Below are 17,682 nucleotides of genomic sequence, written 5' to 3' on the forward strand. Positions count from 1 at the left end.
GTTCTTATACCATGGCTCCCATAGGTTTGTTTTGACTTTCTGTAACAATTTGTCCATCGAACAAGTTGATGACCCTATGAGCGTAATGGGAGTCTCTATCGGAATGGGTAACCATAACAATTGTTGTTCCCTCTTGATTTAATTCTGTAAGGAGGTTCATCACTTCAATTCCGTTCTTAGAATCCAAGTTTCCCGTAGGTTCATCTGCAAGAATCAATTTAGGATTTGTTACTACGGCTCTTGATATTGCTACCCGCTGTTGTTGACCACCAGAAAGTTGTTGTGGAAAATGTTTTTCGCGATGCGCAATTTTCATGCGTTCCAAGACTCTTTTTACATTCTCTTTGCGTTCAGATTTGTTCATTTTTAAATAAATCAATGGGAGTTCCACGTTTTCATAAACAGTCAACTCATCAATTAGGTTAAAGCTTTGGAAGACAAAGCCCAAATTTCCTTTTCGTAATTGAGTTCGCTGGCTTTCCCGTAATCCCCCAACTTCATGTCCAGCAAATTGATAACTTCCTTCAGTAGGATTGTCCAACATACCAATGATGTTTAACAAGGTTGATTTTCCACAACCTGAAGGCCCCATGATTGCAACGAACTCCCCTTCTGCCACTTTAAGGTTTACGCCATTCAATGCTAATGTTTCTACTTCTTCTGTTTTGAAACTTTTTTTTAGATTCTGTATTTGTATCATTTTTAATAGGTATTGTTTTTTAAACTTTTTGGCCAAGGTTCTTTAAAGACCAGTTTTGTATTGCTTTGTTTCAGTGTATCTGTAACTACGCCTTATTTTTTTTCATCAATTTAATCTGCATTGATTCCCTTTTTATAAAGGGTTAGACAAATGGCCCTAAAACCAAGGTCCATTTCCTCTTGCTCATCTTCTATGTATTCAATAGAATCTAGATCGAAATAAACTTCATAAGGAGAGAAGCCTTTAGGCAGATAGTTTGCGGTGTTAAAACCCAATTCCACAACATCATCTTCTATGTAGTTAATAGAGTCAACCCCAACAATGTCAGTATAAGAATCAAACCCTTCAGGTAAATTGGATGATGTATTAAACCCTATTTGCAAATTGTCTTCATCCTCAAAATAAATGATGGAATCAAAATCGAAATAGATTTCATAAGGATTGAAACCTTCAGGAAGATAAGCGGAGGTGTCAAAACCCAAATCAATTTCTGAATCTTCTTCTACAAATTCAATTTCATCTAAATTCAGTGTAGCGGTGTTTACGATTGGCTGATGAGAAACTTTTGAAATTTCTCTGATTATATCAGCACTGATGTTTAACACTGCGGGACTGTTCTCAAACGTGCCGACAATTTTAGCCTCAGTGACCATTGTCGTACTTTGTTGTTCTTCTGCTACGGCGGTACTACCTATGAGTAAGCATCCGTAAATCATTAATAACTTGTTCATTTTTTGATGTATTTATTTTAAAACTATTCTTTCAGCAGTTCCAAAGCTGTCGTAGTTGCTGGTAATTACTTGTTCGCCAGCTTCTAACCCTTCTAGCACTTCGTAATATCTTGAGTTTTGTTTTCCAATTCGAATATTTCGTTTTACCGCTTCGTTTTCATTTGCGCCCACTACAAAAACCCACTGCCCTCCTGTACTTTGAAAAAACCCTCCTTTTGGGAGCAGTAATGCATCATTAGAAGCACCAAGCTGTAACTTTATATTATAGCTCTGACCTGCTCTTATGGTTTCTGGTTTATCATCTGTAAAAACCAAATCCACTTTAAACCTTCCATTCCTAACTTCTGGATATACCTTGCGTAACCGCAGACCGTATTCTTTTCCATTTCTTTCTAAGGTGGCTGAAAGATCTCTCTTTATACGATCTATGTAGTGTTCGTCTATTTCGGCTTCAATTTTAAAATCCGTGAGCACATTAATTTGGCCAATACGTTCACCTTGGGCTATGCTTTGTCCTATTTCAGCATCTAAAAACCCTAATTGACCATCTGCCGGGGCCCTAACGTTTAAATGGTCCAAACGCTCATATACCATGGACAAGGTCTTTTGCATGCGCTGTAGATCTGTGTCCAAACCAGTAAGTGAGGTTCTTCTTAATTGATCATCTTGTTCAGTTTGAATTTTGATGATATCATATTGTTTTTTAGACAGTTCATAGTTTTCCTTTGCTGTTAAATACACTTCCTTAGAAACCAGTTCGTCTTTGTAAAGTGCCTCATTTTGCTCATAATTTCTTTTAAGGCGTTGCAAATCATATTCAGCGGTGGCCAAAGATCTTTTTCCTTCTACTTGTCTAGAATCAAAGGTCAATTTAGTGGACCGTAAATCATTTTGCTTAAGCGCCAGGTTGCTTTCGCTCGCCAAGATTTGCTCATATAGCATCATGTTCTCCAGTTTTAAAATGATATCCCCTTTTTTCACCATTGTACCTTCTTCTATAAGCTTTTCAGATACCCGGCCTCCTTCATATGCATCCATATAAATAGTTGCGATTGGGGCTACAGAACCGTTTATGGTAATGTAATCATCAAACTTACCTTGGGTTACTTGTGCTATTGAAAGGCGTTCTTTATCTGTCCGAAAAGTGGATACAGAATTTGCAAAAAGCAATTTCCACCCTGTAAATAGGACCAAGACACCTAAGGCAATGTATCCATAATGTTTTGGTCTTAATCCTTTTCTTTTTTCGAGTTGTATATCCATTCGTTTGGTTAATTAAGATTAAAAATAGGTAGGCCATTATAGAAATCTATGGTGCTTTTGTTCACTTTTAATCGCAGTCCTACCTGTAAATTTTCATTTTGAGTTACGCCATATAAATTTTTTGCCTGAAAAAGATCTATGGCGTTGATAAGACCCTTTTCATATCTTTTTTGTGCTATACTGAATGCTAATTCTTGAGCTTGAACTCTTTTGTTGCTTTGCTCATATTCTACCATTAAAGCTTGATTGGTCTGCACCAATTGTTGTAAAAGTTGAAATAGTTCTTGTTCTTGAATATCAAGATTGGTTTTAGCTTGCTGATAGGCTATTTTTTGTTGTTTCACCCTTGAGTGATTGGACCAGCCCATGCTAATGGGAATATTGATTTGTGCTCCGGCAAAACGAGCAAAGTTATCACTGATTTGATCCGAAAATGGAATGATATCATCATTGTCATCAAGATTTGTTTCAGAAAACCTTGTTGATAGACCGGCAACCAAAGAAATTGAAGGATACAGACTTCCTCGCGTAGCTTGCAGTTGTTTTTTCGCAGCATAGACCCTAAACTCTTGTGATTTTACCAGGGGAACAAAACTTCTGGCGACTTCATAAATCGAATCTATAGAGACCTCATCATTCAAGGCAGTGGATACTGGGTCAAGTGTGGTCTGTAGTTGTATATTATTTTCTTCATTTAGATTCATTTCCTGAAGTAGGGTAAGCTTTGCCAGGGCCAACAAATTTTCATTCTGTGTAACTAAAAGCTTATCGCCCAAAAGATTAGATTCGGCTTCGTACAAATCAGCTTTGGCCATAACCCCTAATTCCACTTGTTTTTTAACTAGGTCATAATTAGATTGTGAAATCTCCAGTTGTTCTAAGGAATTGGTCACTAAGCCTTCGTTGAATTTTATATCATAAAAAGCGCTCATCACCCTAAAAGCCAAAAGGAACTTTTCTTGCAACACGTCTTCTTGGGTGGCTTTGTATATAAATTTGGTGGCCTTTATAGTATTCAACTTCTGAAATCCTTGAAAGAGATCAACATTCGCATTTAGGCTATAGCGGTTACTATAAAACTCATTGTTTACCAGAACTCCTGTCTGTGGATCTTCTATTAGACCAGAGTTATATATATAGTTGGAAAAACCGGTTACATTTGGTAATAGGTCTCTTACAGATTGTCTATAGGTTTCTTTTCCGGCATCTTTATTATGGGTTGTGTTTTTTACTTGAAGGTTATGCTCTATTGCATAAGAAACACATTCATCCAAAGTCCAAATCTTTTGACCAAACCCTGTTAAGGATGCTAAGAAAACTAAAATTGTGATGTATGTTTTAATTGTCATAATTCATTACTGTGCCAAACTATTTGCTATTCTCGTGCCAAATAGTTAATAAATTGATTATCAAATAATTGCATTTGTTTATTGAAGTAGAAGGATTTTATAGTGTAAAATTTTTATACAAAAAATGTCCAATTATTTTACACGGTCCAAAAATTTACAATCTCAATTCGTAGTTTTAAATCGAATATGAAGAACAGCCCAAATGATTGATGCTAAGATTTTAGTGATTGATGATAATAAAAGCGTGCTAAGTGCTTTGGAGATTTTATTGCAATTTGAGTATAAAAGTGTTCAAACGCTTTTTAATCCAAATCAGATTTCTTCTTTTCCTAATATGGAGCAGATTGATATTGTTCTTCTGGACATGAATTTTTCTGCAGGGGTGAATACGGGTAATGAGGGATTGTACTGGCTAAATGAAATCAAGAAGAAATCACCTAACACATCAGTAATTATGATGACTGCGTATGGCGCAGTAGATTTAGCAGTAAAGGCGTTAAAGCAAGGAGCCTCTGATTTTGTCTTGAAGCCATGGAACAATGAGCGGTTATTGACAACAGTGAAATCTGCACACGAACTCAGAAAGTCCAAGGAAGAGATACACAAGCTAAAAAAGAAGGAAAGCAACTTAAAGCAAGTGATCAATGCAGATAAAAATTTCATCATTGGAAATTCTAAAGCGTTGACCTCGGTTCTCAACTTGGTTAGAAAAGTGGCCAAAACAGATGTAAATGTTTTGATAACTGGGGAGAATGGAACTGGAAAGGAATTGATTGCGCGTGAACTGCATCGGCTATCTTCCAGAAAGGATGAGGTTTTTATCGGTGTAGATATGGGGTCTATTGCTGAAAACCTATTTGAAAGCGAACTTTTTGGGCACACCAAAGGTTCTTTTACAGATGCCAAGGAAGATCGATCTGGAAAATTTGAAGCAGCTCACCAAGGTACATTGTTCTTAGATGAAATGGGTAATCTATCCCTTCAAATGCAAGCTAAATTATTATCGTCCATTCAAAACAAATCGGTGGTAAGGGTAGGTTCCAACAAATCGATTAATGTGGATATACGATTGGTTTGCGCCACCAATTGCAACTTAGAACAGATGGTCGCCGATGGTCTTTTTAGAGAAGATCTATTGTACAGAATAAACACCATTCAAATTGAAGTTCCCCCTCTACGGGAAAGAGGAGATGATATCATGATTTTAGCAGACTTTTTTCTGAAAAGATTTGCAAATAAATATGACAAGCCCGGGTTACGAACAAATAGCATGGCCCAAGAGAAATTGATGGAATATTCATGGCCAGGAAACGTAAGAGAGCTGCAACACACTATGGAGCGGGCGGTAATTCTTTCTGAAGGAAATGTTTTAAAACCAACGGACTTCTTGCTACATTCAAAGCCAGCACAATCTATGGAAAATGGGCCCGCAACCTTGGATGAAATGGAGTTGCAAATGATTTCTAGGGCGCTGGACCAAAATGACGGAAATTATAGTGCAGCTGCAGATCAATTGGGCATTTCTAGACAGACCCTTTACAACAAGTTGAAAAAAAAGAATAAATAATGGCGAGCAGAAACTTTTATGTACAGCTCATTTTTAGAGTGCTCCTAATTACGTTAACTGCCTTGGCTTTGGCCTTTGCGATTTTTAAGCCGTGGTACTTTACCTTAGCTTTCTCTGCTATTTTTCTTGTTGCTCAGGTATATTCACTAATAACTTTTATCAATAGCACCAACCGTAAGATTGCTTACTTTTTTGATGCGATCCGCAATGAAGATTTTACGCTGAGATTCCCAGAAAAAGTTTCAATAAAATCCTTTAAGGAGCTCAACCAGAGCCTGAACAGGGTAAATGGTCTTATTCAAGAAGTACATTTACAATTGCAGATAAGGGAACAATATTATCAAGAGATTCTAAAGCAGGCAAGTATAGGGATCATGACTTTCAATGAAAAGGGTCACATACTTTTTTCTAACCCTACCGTAGAAAAATTGCTGAACTATACCCCTTTGAATCATATTAAGCAACTTGCACAAGTTGATGAAGGTCTGTATCAAGTTTTTAAATCATTTAAACCATTTGACAGAAAACTGTTCCAACTTACCAATGAGCGAGAACAAATACAATTAGCACTTAAATCCACACCCATTACGTTAGATGAAAAATCACTCATATTGGTTGTGGTTCAAGATATTCATGAAGAGCTTGATGAAAAAGAGACTGAATCGTGGGTGCGGCTTATTAGGGTGCTTACCCATGAAATTATGAATACGATCACCCCAATAGCCTCAATTTCGGACTCAATAATAAAGTATTTCAAGAAAGAGGGTAAGGTAGTACCATCTAACAGCTTAGATGAAACTCAAATTAAGAATACATTAAAAGGATTGGAAGTAATAAAAGAGCAAGGAGGAAACCTAATGGATTTTGTACAATCTTACCGTAGCTTATTGAATGTTCCTGAACCCAACAGAGCGATAGTGAGCGGAAAAAAGCTATTGGGAAAAATTGAAGTTTTAATGTCGACCAGACAGGAAGAAGGATATACTAATTTCAAAACAGAATGCAATCCTGAGAACTTGGAATTCTTTATTGATGAAAAACAGATTACCCAAGTATTGATTAATCTTGGGAAAAATGCCCTTCAGTCCATAAAGGAAACCAAAAAAGGACAAGTACACATAGTTGCAGGTATCGAGAATGATGGAGTAAAATATATTGAGGTAAGAGATAACGGTCCAGGAATACCGTCAGATTTAATAGATGAAATTTTTGTTCCTTTTTTCACCACTAAGAATGAGGGCACAGGTATTGGATTGAGCTTATCTAAGCAAGTAATGCAATTGCATGGAGGGAGTTTAAAAGTTAGGTCGGTTCCAAATCAAGAAACCGTTTTCAGATTGGCCTTTACGTAATTATTGCCGTTATTATTAAGATGAAAGAACAACTTTTAATGTTTTGTTGGCAACACATTAATGATAGAACAGAAAGGCTTCATCAAAGAAGGGTCTCATTGCAAGAATCGTTAAACTCCGAAACAAAAAGCAGCGCAGGGGACAAACATGAAACGGGCCGGGCAATGGTACAACTAGAACAAGAGAAACTGGGAAAACAACTATTTGAGCTTGAAGAAATAAAAAGAATACTGCAAAAGGTGGACATTGATAAAAAGTCTAAAAAAATCAGTTTGGGAAGTTTTGTAAAGACTACCGCCGCGAATTATTTTATTGCAATTTCTGCAGGAGCGGTGACCATTAAAGACACCCCTGTTTTTTGTATTTCTGCCAGTTCTCCAATAGCCAAACTGCTATTAGGTAAAGAGGAAGGGGATACGTTTGTTTTTAATGGAAAAGAGAACACAATTTTAGAAAAGAGGTAGTTGTTTTAATTCATTTTTACAGAAAATGAACTAATCCAAATCAGGTTTTTTTCGATAGGCTTTTTTATTGGAATCTTTTTTTTTGGATTTCAATCGTTTTTCAACGGAGGCTTTAGATGGTTTTGTAGGTCTTCTTTTCTTGGGAACTTCCAAGGCCTTTTTGAGTAGATCAAAAAAGCGGGTTACTACCAGCGCCTTGTTTTTGTGTTGACTTCGAGCTTCATCGCACTGTAAAAGAAGTACTCCATCTTTGGTTAATCTGGCATCTAATTTTAACAGTAATCTGTCCTTCTCTGAATTAGACAAACCCCCTGATGATTTTAGGTCAAATGTCAATTCTACTTTAGAGGATACTTTGTTCACATGCTGTCCACCAGCCCCACTGCTTCGGATGGCTTTGAATTGTAGTTCTCTAATTATCTGTTCCCTGTTCAATTTGAAGGCGTTCATTAATTGTTTCCAAAGATACGTTTAGGAAAACAGTATCACCTTTCTTTAATTTTTTTGAAGAATTGAAATACAAAACTGTTTGCTCATTGACTTCGGCTTCATTTAGAAAATGACTTCCTTTAAAAAAAGAGTTTTTTACCCAAACCTTTAAACCAGAAGTGCCTGAAACCTGAAATTCATGAGGATAAACAAGGACAGATTTATCAATTTCAGCATAGGATTTCAACAATTTAATAGGGAGACTGTTTACTTCTCCAAAAAGCGAAGCGGTGTAATAATTTGGAGGGTTTTTATAGAGCTTTTTGGTTTTCTTATTTGCAACTATCCTCCCTTTTTCCAGAACGATTGTGTTTTCCGCAAAAGGCAGAACATCATTTGGGTCGTGACTGGCCGTTAGAACGGTTATCTCTTTTTCCTTTAGATATGGAAATAAATTTCTTCTTAACGAGTTCCTTTTAAAATTATCAATGTGGCCAAATGGTTCGTCCAACAAAAGCACCTCGGGTTCCTGAGCTAAAACGCGAGCTAGGGCCACACGCTGCTGTTGACCTCCACTTAAGTTCTTTACCTTGGTTTTCGCATAAGCCTCCAATTCTATGAGCTCTAAAAGCTCTTGAATACGTTTTTGGTGTGTCTCACGCTCAAATACAGATAGATGTTGCCCAATGTTTTCTTCAACGGTTATAAAGGGCATCAAATCAAAATCTTGTGAGAGGTACTTCATGTAAGATTCACCGGGAACCAAATTGAAATTAGGGCCAAGAGCTTCTTTGTCACCCCAAAAGACAGCTCCGTTTTCAACATGCAGAAGCCCATAAATGATTTTGAGCAAGGTGCTTTTGCCGGATCCACTTTCTCCCATCAGTGCCAAGTGTTCGCCTTTTGCTACTTGAAAGGAAATACCCTCCAAAATAGGCTGATCTTGATAACTGAAAGAAGGTATATGAACGTCTAACATATTAAATGAAACTCGATAAAAAACCTGTTCTTAGATAAAACGGATTTCTGGGCAAAAAGTATTTCTAGTCTTTAAACTCTTTTAAAACGGCTTGGTTGGGAAGCTTGTCATATCCCATATTGAACAATGTAAAACCAAAGATGTCTGCATATTGCTCAATAGTTTTGCTTACGGGGGTTCCGGCGCCATGACCCGCATTGGTTTCAATTCTGATTAAAGTGGGATTTTCTCCAGCTTGTTTTGCTTGAAGCTCCGCTGCAAATTTGAAACTATGTGCCGGGACCACACGATCATCATGATCTCCGGTAGTAACCAAAGTGGCAGGGTATGCAGTTCCTTCTTTTACATTATGAACAGGGGAATAACCTTTAATATAATTGAACATCTCTTCACTTTCTTCTGAAGTACCATAGTCATATGCCCAACCTGCACCTGCAGTAAAAGTATGGTACCTAAGCATATCAAGAACGCCCACCGCTGGCAAGGCCACTTGCATTAAATCTGGCCTTTGCGTCATGGTGGCGCCTACCAATAAGCCTCCGTTAGAACCACCTCTAATGGCCAAATATTCTTTGGCGGTATATTTTTTTTCAATTAGGAATTCGGCAGCTGCAATGAAATCATCAAAAACATTTTGTTTTTGCAGTTTTGTTCCCGCAATATGCCATTTCTTCCCATACTCTCCACCACCTCTAAGGTTGGGAACAGCATAAATACCTCCTTGTTCCATCCAGACAGCATTTACAATACTGAAAGATGGTGTTAGGCTAATATTGAATCCGCCGTAACCATACAAAATGGTAGGATTCTTTCCATTGAGCTGCACTCCCTTTTTGTGTGTTATGATCATAGGAACCTTGGTGCCGTCCTTGGAAGTATAAAACACCTGCTTAGATTCGTAATCTTCGGGATTAAAATCAATTTCGGGTTTCCAATATTGTTCATATTGGCCATTTTCCACGTTGTATTTGTATGAAGAGCTTGGGGTGTTGTAATTGGTAAATGAAAAATAAAATTCTTTTTCCTCTTTCTTGCCACCAAAACCACTAGCGCTTCCTACACCTGGTAACCTAACTTCACGAATTAGTTTACCATCATAATCGTATTGTAATACTTGAGAGATGGCATCAACCATATATTCTGTAAAGAAATAACCGCCTCCTGCTCCAACAGTCAAAACATTTTCAGTTTCTGGAATAAAATCTTGCCAGTTATCTGGAGTAGGGTTGGATGCATCTGCAATCACAATTTTTTTGTTTGGAGCGCCCATATTGGTGACCAGATATAGCTTGGACCCAACAGTTTCTATGACGTAAGTGTCTGAATCAGTATTGTCCAAAATGGTAATTAACCCACTATTGGGTTGCGTTAAATCTTTTAGAAACAATTTATTGCCAGAGGTTGAGATAGATGCGGAGATGAACAGATATTTTTCATCCTCTGAAACCGAAGCACCTACATACCGATGCTTTTCTTCAGGTGTTCCACCAAATATGATTTTGTCCTCTGATTGTGGAGTACCCAACTCATGATAATATAGTTTGTGTTGGTCTGTTTTTGCGGACAGCTCACTTCCCTTAGGTTTGTCATAGCTGGAGTAAAAGAATCCTTTATCTCCTTTCCAAGAAATTCCACTAAACTTTATATCGACCAGGGTATCTTCAACAATTTCTCTGGTTTCAGAGTTTATTACGATGCCCTTACGCCAATCGCTTCCTCCTTCAGAAATTAAATATGCTGCCTTGGAACCGTCTTTGGTAAATTGAAGTCCCATTAAAGAGGTGGTGCCATCCTCAGAAAAAGTATTGGGGTCTAAGAAAATTTCTTCTTCCCCACCTTCTTTTTTTCTATAGACCACATACTGGTTCTGTAACCCATCATTTTTATAGAAATAGGTGTATTCGCCCTCTTTAAAAGGAGAGCCCAGTTTTTCATAGTTCCACAGCTTCTCTAACCTGTTCTTTAAATCTTCCCGAAACGGGATTTTATCAAAATAACTGAATGTAGAGGCATTTTGTTCTTTTACCCAAGCTTCTGTTTCTTCGCTTCGATCATCTTCCAACCAACGATATGGGTCTTTAACCTCGGTTCCAAAATAAATATCAACAGTATCGACTTTTTTAGTTGTAGGATAGTTCACGACTATAGGTTCTCTTTTGGTAGTTTCTTTGCACGCAGCCATAAGAATTAGGGCTGCAAAAGGGATTAATTTTCGCATGTCTTTCAGATTGATTCCGCTAAAAATACCATAAAAACATACAACCTCTATAGAAGGGGAAAGCTTTAACGTATTTTAAGAAACTACTTCAGAAGTGTTGGAAACCAGCTTGTTTTCTACCAAATATTCGGCAATTTGTACCGCATTGGTGGCTGCACCTTTTCTAAGATTATCTGAAACCACCCACATATTTAAGGTGTTGCGTTGTGTTTCATCTCGCCGAATACGACCCACAAAAACATCATCTTTACCATGGGCATAGATTGGCATGGGGTACGTATTGGTATCTGGGTTGTCCTGCACGGTTACTCCAGGAGTTTCACTGAGCAGGTTTCTTACTTCGGCAAGGTCAAAATCCTTGTAGAATTCCACATTAACCGATTCTGAATGGCCCCCAGCAGTTGGGATGCGAACAGCAGTAGCCGAAACTGAGAAGGTACGGTCATCCAATATCTTTTGAGGCTCACGGGCAAGCTTCATTTCTTCTTTGGTATAACCGTTTTCCAAGAACACATCACAATGTGGTAATGCATTTCTGCCAATGGGATATGGGTAGGCCATTTCTCCCTGTACCCCTGCAATTTCGTTTTCCAATTGACGAACGGCTTTCACCCCGGTTCCTGAAACAGATTGATAGGTAGAAACCACCACACGTTTCATTTGGTATTTTTTATGAAGGGGATTTAGGGCCATTACCATTTGAATGGTTGAGCAATTGGGGTTGGCTATGATCTTATCTTCAGCAGTTAATTCGTCTGCGTTAATCTCGGGGACCACTAATTTTTTAGTGGGGTCCATTCGCCAAGCTGATGAATTGTCAATAACGGTAGTTCCTGCTTCGGCAAATTTTGGCGCCCATTCCAAAGAAGTATCTCCGCCGGCTGAAAAAATGGCTATATCTGGCTGAGCTGTAATAGCATCATTAAGGCCAATAATAGTGTATTCTTCATTTTTGTAAGTCAGCTTTTTGCCTACAGATCTTTCAGAGGCAACCAGCAATAATTCTGAGATAGGAAAATTACGTTCGGCCAATACTTTCAACATTACCTCGCCAACCATTCCTGTGGCTCCAACAACTGCTACTTTCATTTTAATATATTTTGAAGAGACAAATGTACTGCAGATAAAAATTTAAACAAGTATTTTGAAACTACATAATCAAAAAATAACAAAATGTTGTAAATAAAACAACCGCCAAGATGTTAGCGAAACAAACTGGCGGTTTAAGGTTATTGTGTAATGTAGCGGCCCCCTTATTTTGGGGAAACGATTTCTATTTCTTCAACAAATCCCTGATTTCTGCAAGTAAATCTTCCTGAGATGGGCCTGCTGGTGCTTCTGTAGCTGGTTCTTCTTTTTTCTTCATCTTGTTCACTCCTTTTACGATCATGAACATTACGAAAGCAACGATAATAAAATCTATAACGTTGGTTAAAAAATCACCATACATTACAGCTACTTCACCAACTTTTTCACCTGCATCGTTCATGGTTCCTTCTTTTACAATATATTTTAAATCTTTAAAATCTGCATTAAAGATTAGACCAATCAAAGGAGATACAATTCCCCCAGTAAAGGAAGCAACAACCTTGTTAAACGCTGCACCCATAACGAAACCTACGGCAATGTCCACCAGGTTTCCTTTCATAGCAAAATCTTTGAATTCTTTCAACATAATTTTATAGTTTAAATGGTTAATAGGTTTACAATGTAATTAAAAAAGAGGTTTACGCCAATTTGAAGGCATAAAATCATGGGTTGATGATTACTCTTTTTACTCGTGGAGATATAGCGGTCAATATTTCATAGGAGATGGTGTTGGCCGAAGCCGCAAAATCCTCTGCTGATGGGTTTTGCCCAAAAACTACGACCTCGTCTCCTTCTTTACAGTCGATATCTGTAACATCTACCATGATCATATCCATACAGACATTACCAATAACTGAGGCGTATTTACCATTAATACGCACATGACCTTTTTGGTTTCCATAGTGTCTGCCTATTCCATCAGCATGACCTAATGGCAAGGTGGCGGTTGTTCTGTAATGGTCAGATTTGAAAGCACGATTGTAGCCCACACTTTCATTTGGTTCTATTTTGTGAATCTGCGAGATGATGGTTTTTAATGTAGCAACTGGTTTTAGCTGGCCATCAATTGCTTTGTCATTGCCATAGCCATACAATCCTATTCCACTGCGGACCATTTCAAATTGAGCTTCTGGATAATTTATAATTCCAGAAGTGTTTAGCATATGGCGGAAAGGAGCATAACCCAATTTTTGATTAAGCTCTTTGCTTATTTTTTTAAAAGTTTCAATCTGTGTTAAGCTAAAGGATTTTTCATTGGTGTCTTCTGATGCGGCCAAATGTGAAAAAACAGAAATGATCTTTAACTCTTTTCTATCTCTTAAATGTTCAGCAATATAATCAACATCATTTTCCCAAAAACCTAGGCGGTTTAATCCTGTATTGAATTTTACATGAACCGGATACGCCGTTTGCCCTTTGTCTTTAGCTACTTCTAAAAAGAGCTTTAGAATTTTTGGCGAATATAGACTTGGTTCTAAGGAATATTCTATGAGCTCATGAAAATTAATGTGCTGTGGGTGTAGCACCAAAATGGGCAATTTAATACCTGCATTCCTAAGCAAAATACCTTCCTTTACATAGGCAACTGCAAAATAGTCGACTCCCAGGGTCTCCATTTTTTTTGCAACGGTTACCATATCGCTTCCGTAAGCAAAAGCCTTTACTACAGCTAAAAACTTAGTTTCTTGGGCTAATTTGGATTTTAAAAACCTGTAATTATGTTCCAGCGCATTCAGGTCTATTAAGAGTGTAGTTTCACCAATACTATTCATTGGCGGCTTTCTTTTTGGCTTCCACTTCCTCAGCATCTACATCCATTTGACTTACTTTTTCTTTTAACATGGCCTTATAGAAAGCTGCCCTGCTCAAAGGCTCGTATTCTCCGGTTTCTCCAAGAAGCACAAGTTTGTCGTTGTTGGATTTTCTAAAACTGTAATTGGCCAAGTTTCCTGTGCGGGTACAAACTGCATGAACTTTGGTTACATACTCGGCGGTAGCCATTAATGCTGGCATAGGTCCAAAAGGGTTTCCTTTAAAATCCATATCCAATCCAGCCACCAATACACGAACGCCCCTATTGGCCAAATCATTACAAACCGTTACTATCTCCTCGTCAAAAAACTGAGCTTCATCAATTCCAACAACGTCACAGTCATCTGCTAGCAAACGAATATTTGCCGCTGCAGGAACAGGGGTAGATCGAATTTCATTGGCATCATGTGAAACAACCATATCCTCATGATAACGGGTATCTACAATGGGCTTAAAAATCTCAACTTTTTGTTTGGCAAACTGGGCGCGCTTTAATCTTCTAATTAGTTCTTCGGTCTTTCCAGAAAACATGGAACCGCAGATGACTTCTATCCATCCAAATTGTTCTTTAGGGTTTACCGTGTTTTCGAGAAACATACCGTACTTTTAAACGAAATTGTGTAGTTTTTTCGTTTTATTAAAGGAAAGCACAAAACTACTAAAAAAATATGCCTTGACTTAAGATTAAAATTTAACCTTTTGTTCTTAGGAGTATAATTAAAATGATTTTATTTTTATAGTAAAGATTAATAGCTATGATACGGAAATTAAGGGAGGAGCTGATAAAATTGTCCACGGACATTATTACAACAAGAGAAGATAAAGAGTTGACAGAGCTTTATGATAACGCGAAAGCTATCTACGAAAAACTAGCAGTACTTAAATTTATAGATGAGAAGTTGAGCGATGTAGAAGTTGACGTCTCCAAAAATGTAATCGCTTCGCGATTTGAAAAAATGGCAAATGCCGTTTTAAGCGGCAATATTGCAGTGCCGGAAAGTAACCCGCACGAAGAGGATATCATTGTTCCGGGAATGGACACCATTAAAGATATGGTCTCAGAAATGCCAACGGAAGCAGCTGTAGAACACGTTTTTACAGAATTTGTGGCCAAGCCTGATTTTATGAAAAATGAAAAAGAAATCATTTCTCCGCCAGAGGCAAATGGGAACACGGAGAATGGCAGGTCAAAATCCTTGAACGATACATTTGTTAAGGATTTTCAAGTAGGACTTAATGACAAACTGGCCTTTGTGAAACATTTGTTCAATGATAACATGAATGACTACAACAGAGTGTTATCCCAGCTCAATACAATAGATACGGAAGAACGCTCAATCGCTTTTATTGCCAATATGGTAAAACCGGAATACAATAACTGGGAAGGCAAAGAAGAATATGAGGCACGTTTTATGTCTGTTGTAGAACGTAGGTTTGCATAGACACTTCTTTTTGGTTTTCTTTTTATATTTTTAAGGTTATTACAACCTAAACGTCTCAAGTATGAATTTTAAAAAGATTGCCTATTGGCTCTCAACGGCCCTGTTGACGGCGATAATGTTTTTTTCGGTATACAACTACTTCTTCAACAACGAAATGATTCGTGGTTTTTTTGAAAATATGGGCTACCCCACATATATTATTTATCCTTTGGCCGTTGCCAAAATACTAGGTTTAATTGCGATTTGGGGCAACTTTTCCAAGTGGTTAAAAGAATGGGCGTATGCAGGGTTTTTCTTTAATTCTATTTTAGCTTTTTTTGCGCACTACATGGTAAGCGACGGGCAACATACGGGAGCGGTTATTGCTTTTGTTGTTGTTTTGATATCTTATTTTACCGGGAAACAAGTAAGGCCTTAACTTTGGCCCATGGGAAAATTATTTCTTGTTCCGACTCCAATAGGAAATCTTGAAGATATTACACTAAGAGCTATAAAGGTCCTTAAAGAAGTTGATTTAATTCTTGCGGAAGATACAAGGACCAGTGGAAAGTTGCTCAAACATTTTGAGATTGTAACACCTCTACAAAGTCACCATATGCACAACGAACATCAGCAGGTGAATCTGTTGATACAAAAACTAAAGGGTGGAGCGGTTTTGGCATTGATTTCAGATGCTGGGACCCCAGCTATTTCTGATCCAGGGTTTTTGTTGACCAGAGCATGCGTGGAAAACGACATTGAAGTGGAATGTCTTCCTGGGGCAACCGCTTTTGTTCCTGCTTTGGTAAATAGTGGGCTGCCCAATGACCGTTTTGTTTTTGAAGGGTTTCTACCGGTAAAGAAAGGGCGTCAAACAAGGTTGAAGTTTTTAGCAGAGGAAACCCGTACCATGGTATTTTATGAATCTCCCCATAAGATACTCAAGACATTAGCACATTTTGTTGAGTATTTTGGCAAAGACAGACCAGTCTGTTTATCAAGAGAGCTTACTAAAATATATGAGGAAACGGTTCGTGGCACCGCAGAGGAGCTCCTGGCACACTTTACAAAAAATGCTCCCAAAGGGGAATTTGTAATAGTGGTTGGCGGAAAGAAATAAGAGCTATATTTAATTAGCCAATCAATAAAGATGAATTGTAACACAAGTTTTATTAGAGCATGGATTTAGCTCCTTGGGCCATTGCTCTTTTCACTGTAATTGTGGTTTATTTTCTAGACCGCTGGGAGAATAAATACATCAAATCCATTTTTGACTGGGTACCAGCAATACTTTTGGCATATCTAATTCCTGCTGGTATTTCATTTGCTTTGGGACTGGATTTATCCCAAGCAAAAATTCACGACTACAGTAAAGATTTCTTTATTCCTTTGACCATTGTTTCTGTCATGGCAAGTCTTTCATTAGGGCAGCTAAAAGCTATAGGCTATAAACCAATTGTACTTTTTGTTGCAGGCTCATTTTTTGTTGCTCTGTTCCCTGTGGTTTTTGTAATGGGATTCTCTGAGACTAACTTGGTTTCCGAAACACTTGCTGTAGATGGTTTTTGGAAAGGTATTCCTCCCGTAGTGGGTAGTTGGATTGGAGGAAGTACGAGTCAATTGGTCTTAAAAGAATTGGTAGAATGTCCAGAAGCAATCTTCCTTTCAGTTTTAGTTATGGACAATATTTTGGTCAACATTTGGACAATTCTAATGTTCCAAGGAATCAAGAAAAGCAATAAACTAAACACATGGTTTAAAATAACAGATAAGGGAATACCTGAGGAAATCCGAGAGGAAAAGCAAAAACCCTTACAGGTGTGGATGACAATTGTGATTCTGTTGGCCATCGTTTTTGTAACCAATTACTTCGTTGAAAGCTTTGTGGGTAAAGTAGTCCTTCTTTCGATTATTGGGTTGGCTCTTGGAAATTTTATTCCCAAATGGAATTTTAAATTCTCATTGAGGGCGGGCGCCATATTAATTTTAGTGGTGATGGCAATTTTAGGACTAAAATTACAATTTGACACCTTGGGCTTTGATGTATCCTTCTTTGGATTCTTGGTAATTTGGTTATTAGGTCATTTCTTTTTTATGGTACTGATTGCCAAATTAATGAACGTAAACATGGCTTGGGTACCTATTGCAAGTATGGCAAATGTAGGCGGTATAGCAACAGCGCCCGCTGTTACTGCGGCTTATGAAAAAAAATGGATGCCCCATGCCATAGTTCTAGCTATACTGAGCATGGCTACAGGCACTTTTTGGGGAATGCTAACCATTTATTTGTTAAAAATTGTAATTTGAG

Annotated in this window: 18 protein-coding genes; 7 read left to right on the top strand and 11 right to left on the bottom strand. The window is 37.8% G+C overall.

Annotated elements, in window-relative coordinates; genetic code table 11:
* Positions 1-4: 4 nt before the first annotated feature.
* The 4 genes from DKG77_RS03780 to DKG77_RS03795 form a co-directional block, all read right to left on the bottom strand.
* Complete coding sequence (locus DKG77_RS03780) at positions 5-700, bottom strand: ABC transporter ATP-binding protein (protein WP_109661419.1); 696 nt, start codon at positions 698-700, stop codon at positions 5-7.
* A gap of 110 nt (positions 701-810) precedes the next feature.
* On the bottom strand, positions 811-1,431 hold the full coding sequence (locus tag DKG77_RS03785) for a hypothetical protein (RefSeq protein ID WP_109660334.1): 621 nt from the start codon (positions 1,429-1,431) through the stop codon (positions 811-813).
* 12 nt (positions 1,432-1,443) lie between these two features.
* Positions 1,444-2,694 (bottom strand): efflux RND transporter periplasmic adaptor subunit, encoded by a 1,251-nt coding sequence (locus DKG77_RS03790; protein WP_109660336.1) that lies wholly within the window; start codon positions 2,692-2,694, stop codon positions 1,444-1,446.
* Between the two features lie 8 nt (positions 2,695-2,702).
* Entirely contained in the window at positions 2,703-4,043 is a 1,341-nt protein-coding gene (locus DKG77_RS03795; protein WP_109660337.1) for a TolC family protein, read from the bottom strand.
* Positions 4,044-4,245: 202 nt separating this feature from the next.
* On the opposite strand from DKG77_RS03795, the gene DKG77_RS03800 reads away from it, so the two are divergent.
* From DKG77_RS03800 to DKG77_RS03810, 3 genes are read left to right on the top strand one after another with little or no spacing between them, the layout of a single operon-like run.
* Positions 4,246-5,610 (top strand): sigma-54-dependent transcriptional regulator, encoded by a 1,365-nt coding sequence (locus DKG77_RS03800; RefSeq protein ID WP_109660340.1) that lies wholly within the window; start codon positions 4,246-4,248, stop codon positions 5,608-5,610.
* Positions 5,610-6,962 carry a sensor histidine kinase gene (locus DKG77_RS03805; protein WP_109660342.1) on the top strand — a complete coding sequence of 451 codons (1,353 nt, stop codon included), beginning with the start codon at positions 5,610-5,612 and terminating at the stop codon, positions 6,960-6,962. The genes DKG77_RS03800 and DKG77_RS03805 overlap by 1 nt, the downstream gene beginning before the upstream one ends.
* 20 nt (positions 6,963-6,982) lie before the next feature.
* Positions 6,983-7,426: a GreA/GreB family elongation factor gene (locus tag DKG77_RS03810; RefSeq protein ID WP_109660344.1), complete on the top strand. Its 444-nt coding sequence runs from the start codon at positions 6,983-6,985 to the stop codon at positions 7,424-7,426.
* Positions 7,427-7,456: 30 nt separating this feature from the next.
* Here the strand turns inward: DKG77_RS03810 and arfB are convergent, their stop codons facing one another.
* From arfB to DKG77_RS03845, 7 genes are all read right to left on the bottom strand, one after another.
* Positions 7,457-7,876: an alternative ribosome rescue aminoacyl-tRNA hydrolase ArfB gene (gene arfB, locus DKG77_RS03815; protein WP_417935460.1), complete on the bottom strand. Its 420-nt coding sequence runs from the start codon at positions 7,874-7,876 to the stop codon at positions 7,457-7,459.
* On the bottom strand, positions 7,839-8,834 hold the full coding sequence (locus DKG77_RS03820; protein ID WP_109660346.1) for a sulfate/molybdate ABC transporter ATP-binding protein: 996 nt from the start codon (positions 8,832-8,834) through the stop codon (positions 7,839-7,841). The genes arfB and DKG77_RS03820 overlap by 38 nt, the downstream gene beginning before the upstream one ends.
* Before the next feature lie 64 nt (positions 8,835-8,898).
* On the bottom strand, positions 8,899-11,052 hold the full coding sequence (locus DKG77_RS03825) for a prolyl oligopeptidase family serine peptidase (protein ID WP_109660348.1): 2,154 nt from the start codon (positions 11,050-11,052) through the stop codon (positions 8,899-8,901).
* A 75-nt stretch (positions 11,053-11,127) separates the two neighbouring features.
* Positions 11,128-12,141, bottom strand: coding sequence for an aspartate-semialdehyde dehydrogenase (locus tag DKG77_RS03830; RefSeq protein WP_109660350.1), 1,014 nt, complete (start codon positions 12,139-12,141; stop codon positions 11,128-11,130).
* Positions 12,142-12,325: 184 nt separating this feature from the next.
* Positions 12,326-12,727, bottom strand: a complete 402-nt coding sequence (gene mscL, locus DKG77_RS03835; RefSeq protein ID WP_109660352.1) for a large-conductance mechanosensitive channel protein MscL — start codon at positions 12,725-12,727, stop codon at positions 12,326-12,328.
* Between the two features lie 76 nt (positions 12,728-12,803).
* On the bottom strand, positions 12,804-13,913 hold the full coding sequence (gene alr, locus DKG77_RS03840) for an alanine racemase (protein ID WP_109660353.1): 1,110 nt from the start codon (positions 13,911-13,913) through the stop codon (positions 12,804-12,806).
* The gene (locus DKG77_RS03845) at positions 13,906-14,550 is read right to left on the bottom strand and encodes a thymidine kinase (RefSeq protein ID WP_109660355.1); all 645 of its coding nucleotides are present in this window, start codon (positions 14,548-14,550) and stop codon (positions 13,906-13,908) included. Before DKG77_RS03845 ends, alr begins: the two co-directional genes overlap by 8 nt.
* A 158-nt stretch (positions 14,551-14,708) precedes the next feature.
* Here DKG77_RS03845 and DKG77_RS03850 point away from each other — a divergent pair, with 158 nt between their 5' ends.
* The 4 genes from DKG77_RS03850 to DKG77_RS03865 all read left to right on the top strand — a co-directional run bounded on the left by DKG77_RS03850 (position 14,709) and on the right by DKG77_RS03865 (position 17,681).
* Complete coding sequence (locus DKG77_RS03850; RefSeq protein WP_109660357.1) at positions 14,709-15,395, top strand: hypothetical protein; 687 nt, start codon at positions 14,709-14,711, stop codon at positions 15,393-15,395.
* Between the two features lie 61 nt (positions 15,396-15,456).
* A complete protein-coding gene (locus DKG77_RS03855) occupies positions 15,457-15,813 on the top strand; it encodes a DoxX family protein (protein ID WP_109660359.1) in 357 nt (118 codons plus the stop codon).
* 9 nt (positions 15,814-15,822) lie between these two features.
* Positions 15,823-16,494, top strand: a complete 672-nt coding sequence (gene rsmI / locus DKG77_RS03860; protein WP_109660361.1) for a 16S rRNA (cytidine(1402)-2'-O)-methyltransferase — start codon at positions 15,823-15,825, stop codon at positions 16,492-16,494.
* Positions 16,495-16,553: 59 nt separating this feature from the next.
* Positions 16,554-17,681, top strand: a complete 1,128-nt coding sequence (locus tag DKG77_RS03865) for a DUF819 family protein (protein ID WP_109660363.1) — start codon at positions 16,554-16,556, stop codon at positions 17,679-17,681.
* Position 17,682: the final 1 nt, after the last annotated feature.

It is taken from the genome of Flagellimonas aquimarina, assembly GCF_003149745.1.
In the GTDB taxonomy this organism is placed as follows: domain Bacteria; phylum Bacteroidota; class Bacteroidia; order Flavobacteriales; family Flavobacteriaceae; genus Flagellimonas; species Flagellimonas aquimarina.

Bases quoted from the DNA above. Each gene is read 5' to 3' on its own strand.
- DKG77_RS03780 (WP_109661419.1), bottom strand. From the start codon at position 700: ATGATACAAATACAGAATCTAAAAAAAAGTTTCAAAACAGAAGAAGTA.
- DKG77_RS03785 (WP_109660334.1), bottom strand. From the start codon at position 1,431: ATGAACAAGTTATTAATGATTTACGGATGCTTACTCATAGGTAGTACC.
- DKG77_RS03790 (WP_109660336.1), bottom strand. From the start codon at position 2,694: ATGGATATACAACTCGAAAAAAGAAAAGGATTAAGACCAAAACATTAT.
- DKG77_RS03795 (WP_109660337.1), bottom strand. From the start codon at position 4,043: ATGACAATTAAAACATACATCACAATTTTAGTTTTCTTAGCATCCTTA.
- DKG77_RS03800 (WP_109660340.1), top strand. From the start codon at position 4,246: ATGATTGATGCTAAGATTTTAGTGATTGATGATAATAAAAGCGTGCTA.
- DKG77_RS03805 (WP_109660342.1), top strand. From the start codon at position 5,610: ATGGCGAGCAGAAACTTTTATGTACAGCTCATTTTTAGAGTGCTCCTA.
- DKG77_RS03810 (WP_109660344.1), top strand. From the start codon at position 6,983: ATGAAAGAACAACTTTTAATGTTTTGTTGGCAACACATTAATGATAGA.
- arfB (WP_417935460.1), bottom strand. From the start codon at position 7,876: ATGAACGCCTTCAAATTGAACAGGGAACAGATAATTAGAGAACTACAA.
- DKG77_RS03820 (WP_109660346.1), bottom strand. From the start codon at position 8,834: ATGTTAGACGTTCATATACCTTCTTTCAGTTATCAAGATCAGCCTATT.
- DKG77_RS03825 (WP_109660348.1), bottom strand. From the start codon at position 11,052: ATGCGAAAATTAATCCCTTTTGCAGCCCTAATTCTTATGGCTGCGTGC.
- DKG77_RS03830 (WP_109660350.1), bottom strand. From the start codon at position 12,141: ATGAAAGTAGCAGTTGTTGGAGCCACAGGAATGGTTGGCGAGGTAATG.
- mscL (WP_109660352.1), bottom strand. From the start codon at position 12,727: ATGTTGAAAGAATTCAAAGATTTTGCTATGAAAGGAAACCTGGTGGAC.
- alr (WP_109660353.1), bottom strand. From the start codon at position 13,913: ATGAATAGTATTGGTGAAACTACACTCTTAATAGACCTGAATGCGCTG.
- DKG77_RS03845 (WP_109660355.1), bottom strand. From the start codon at position 14,550: ATGTTTCTCGAAAACACGGTAAACCCTAAAGAACAATTTGGATGGATA.
- DKG77_RS03850 (WP_109660357.1), top strand. From the start codon at position 14,709: ATGATACGGAAATTAAGGGAGGAGCTGATAAAATTGTCCACGGACATT.
- DKG77_RS03855 (WP_109660359.1), top strand. From the start codon at position 15,457: ATGAATTTTAAAAAGATTGCCTATTGGCTCTCAACGGCCCTGTTGACG.
- rsmI (WP_109660361.1), top strand. From the start codon at position 15,823: ATGGGAAAATTATTTCTTGTTCCGACTCCAATAGGAAATCTTGAAGAT.
- DKG77_RS03865 (WP_109660363.1), top strand. From the start codon at position 16,554: ATGGATTTAGCTCCTTGGGCCATTGCTCTTTTCACTGTAATTGTGGTT.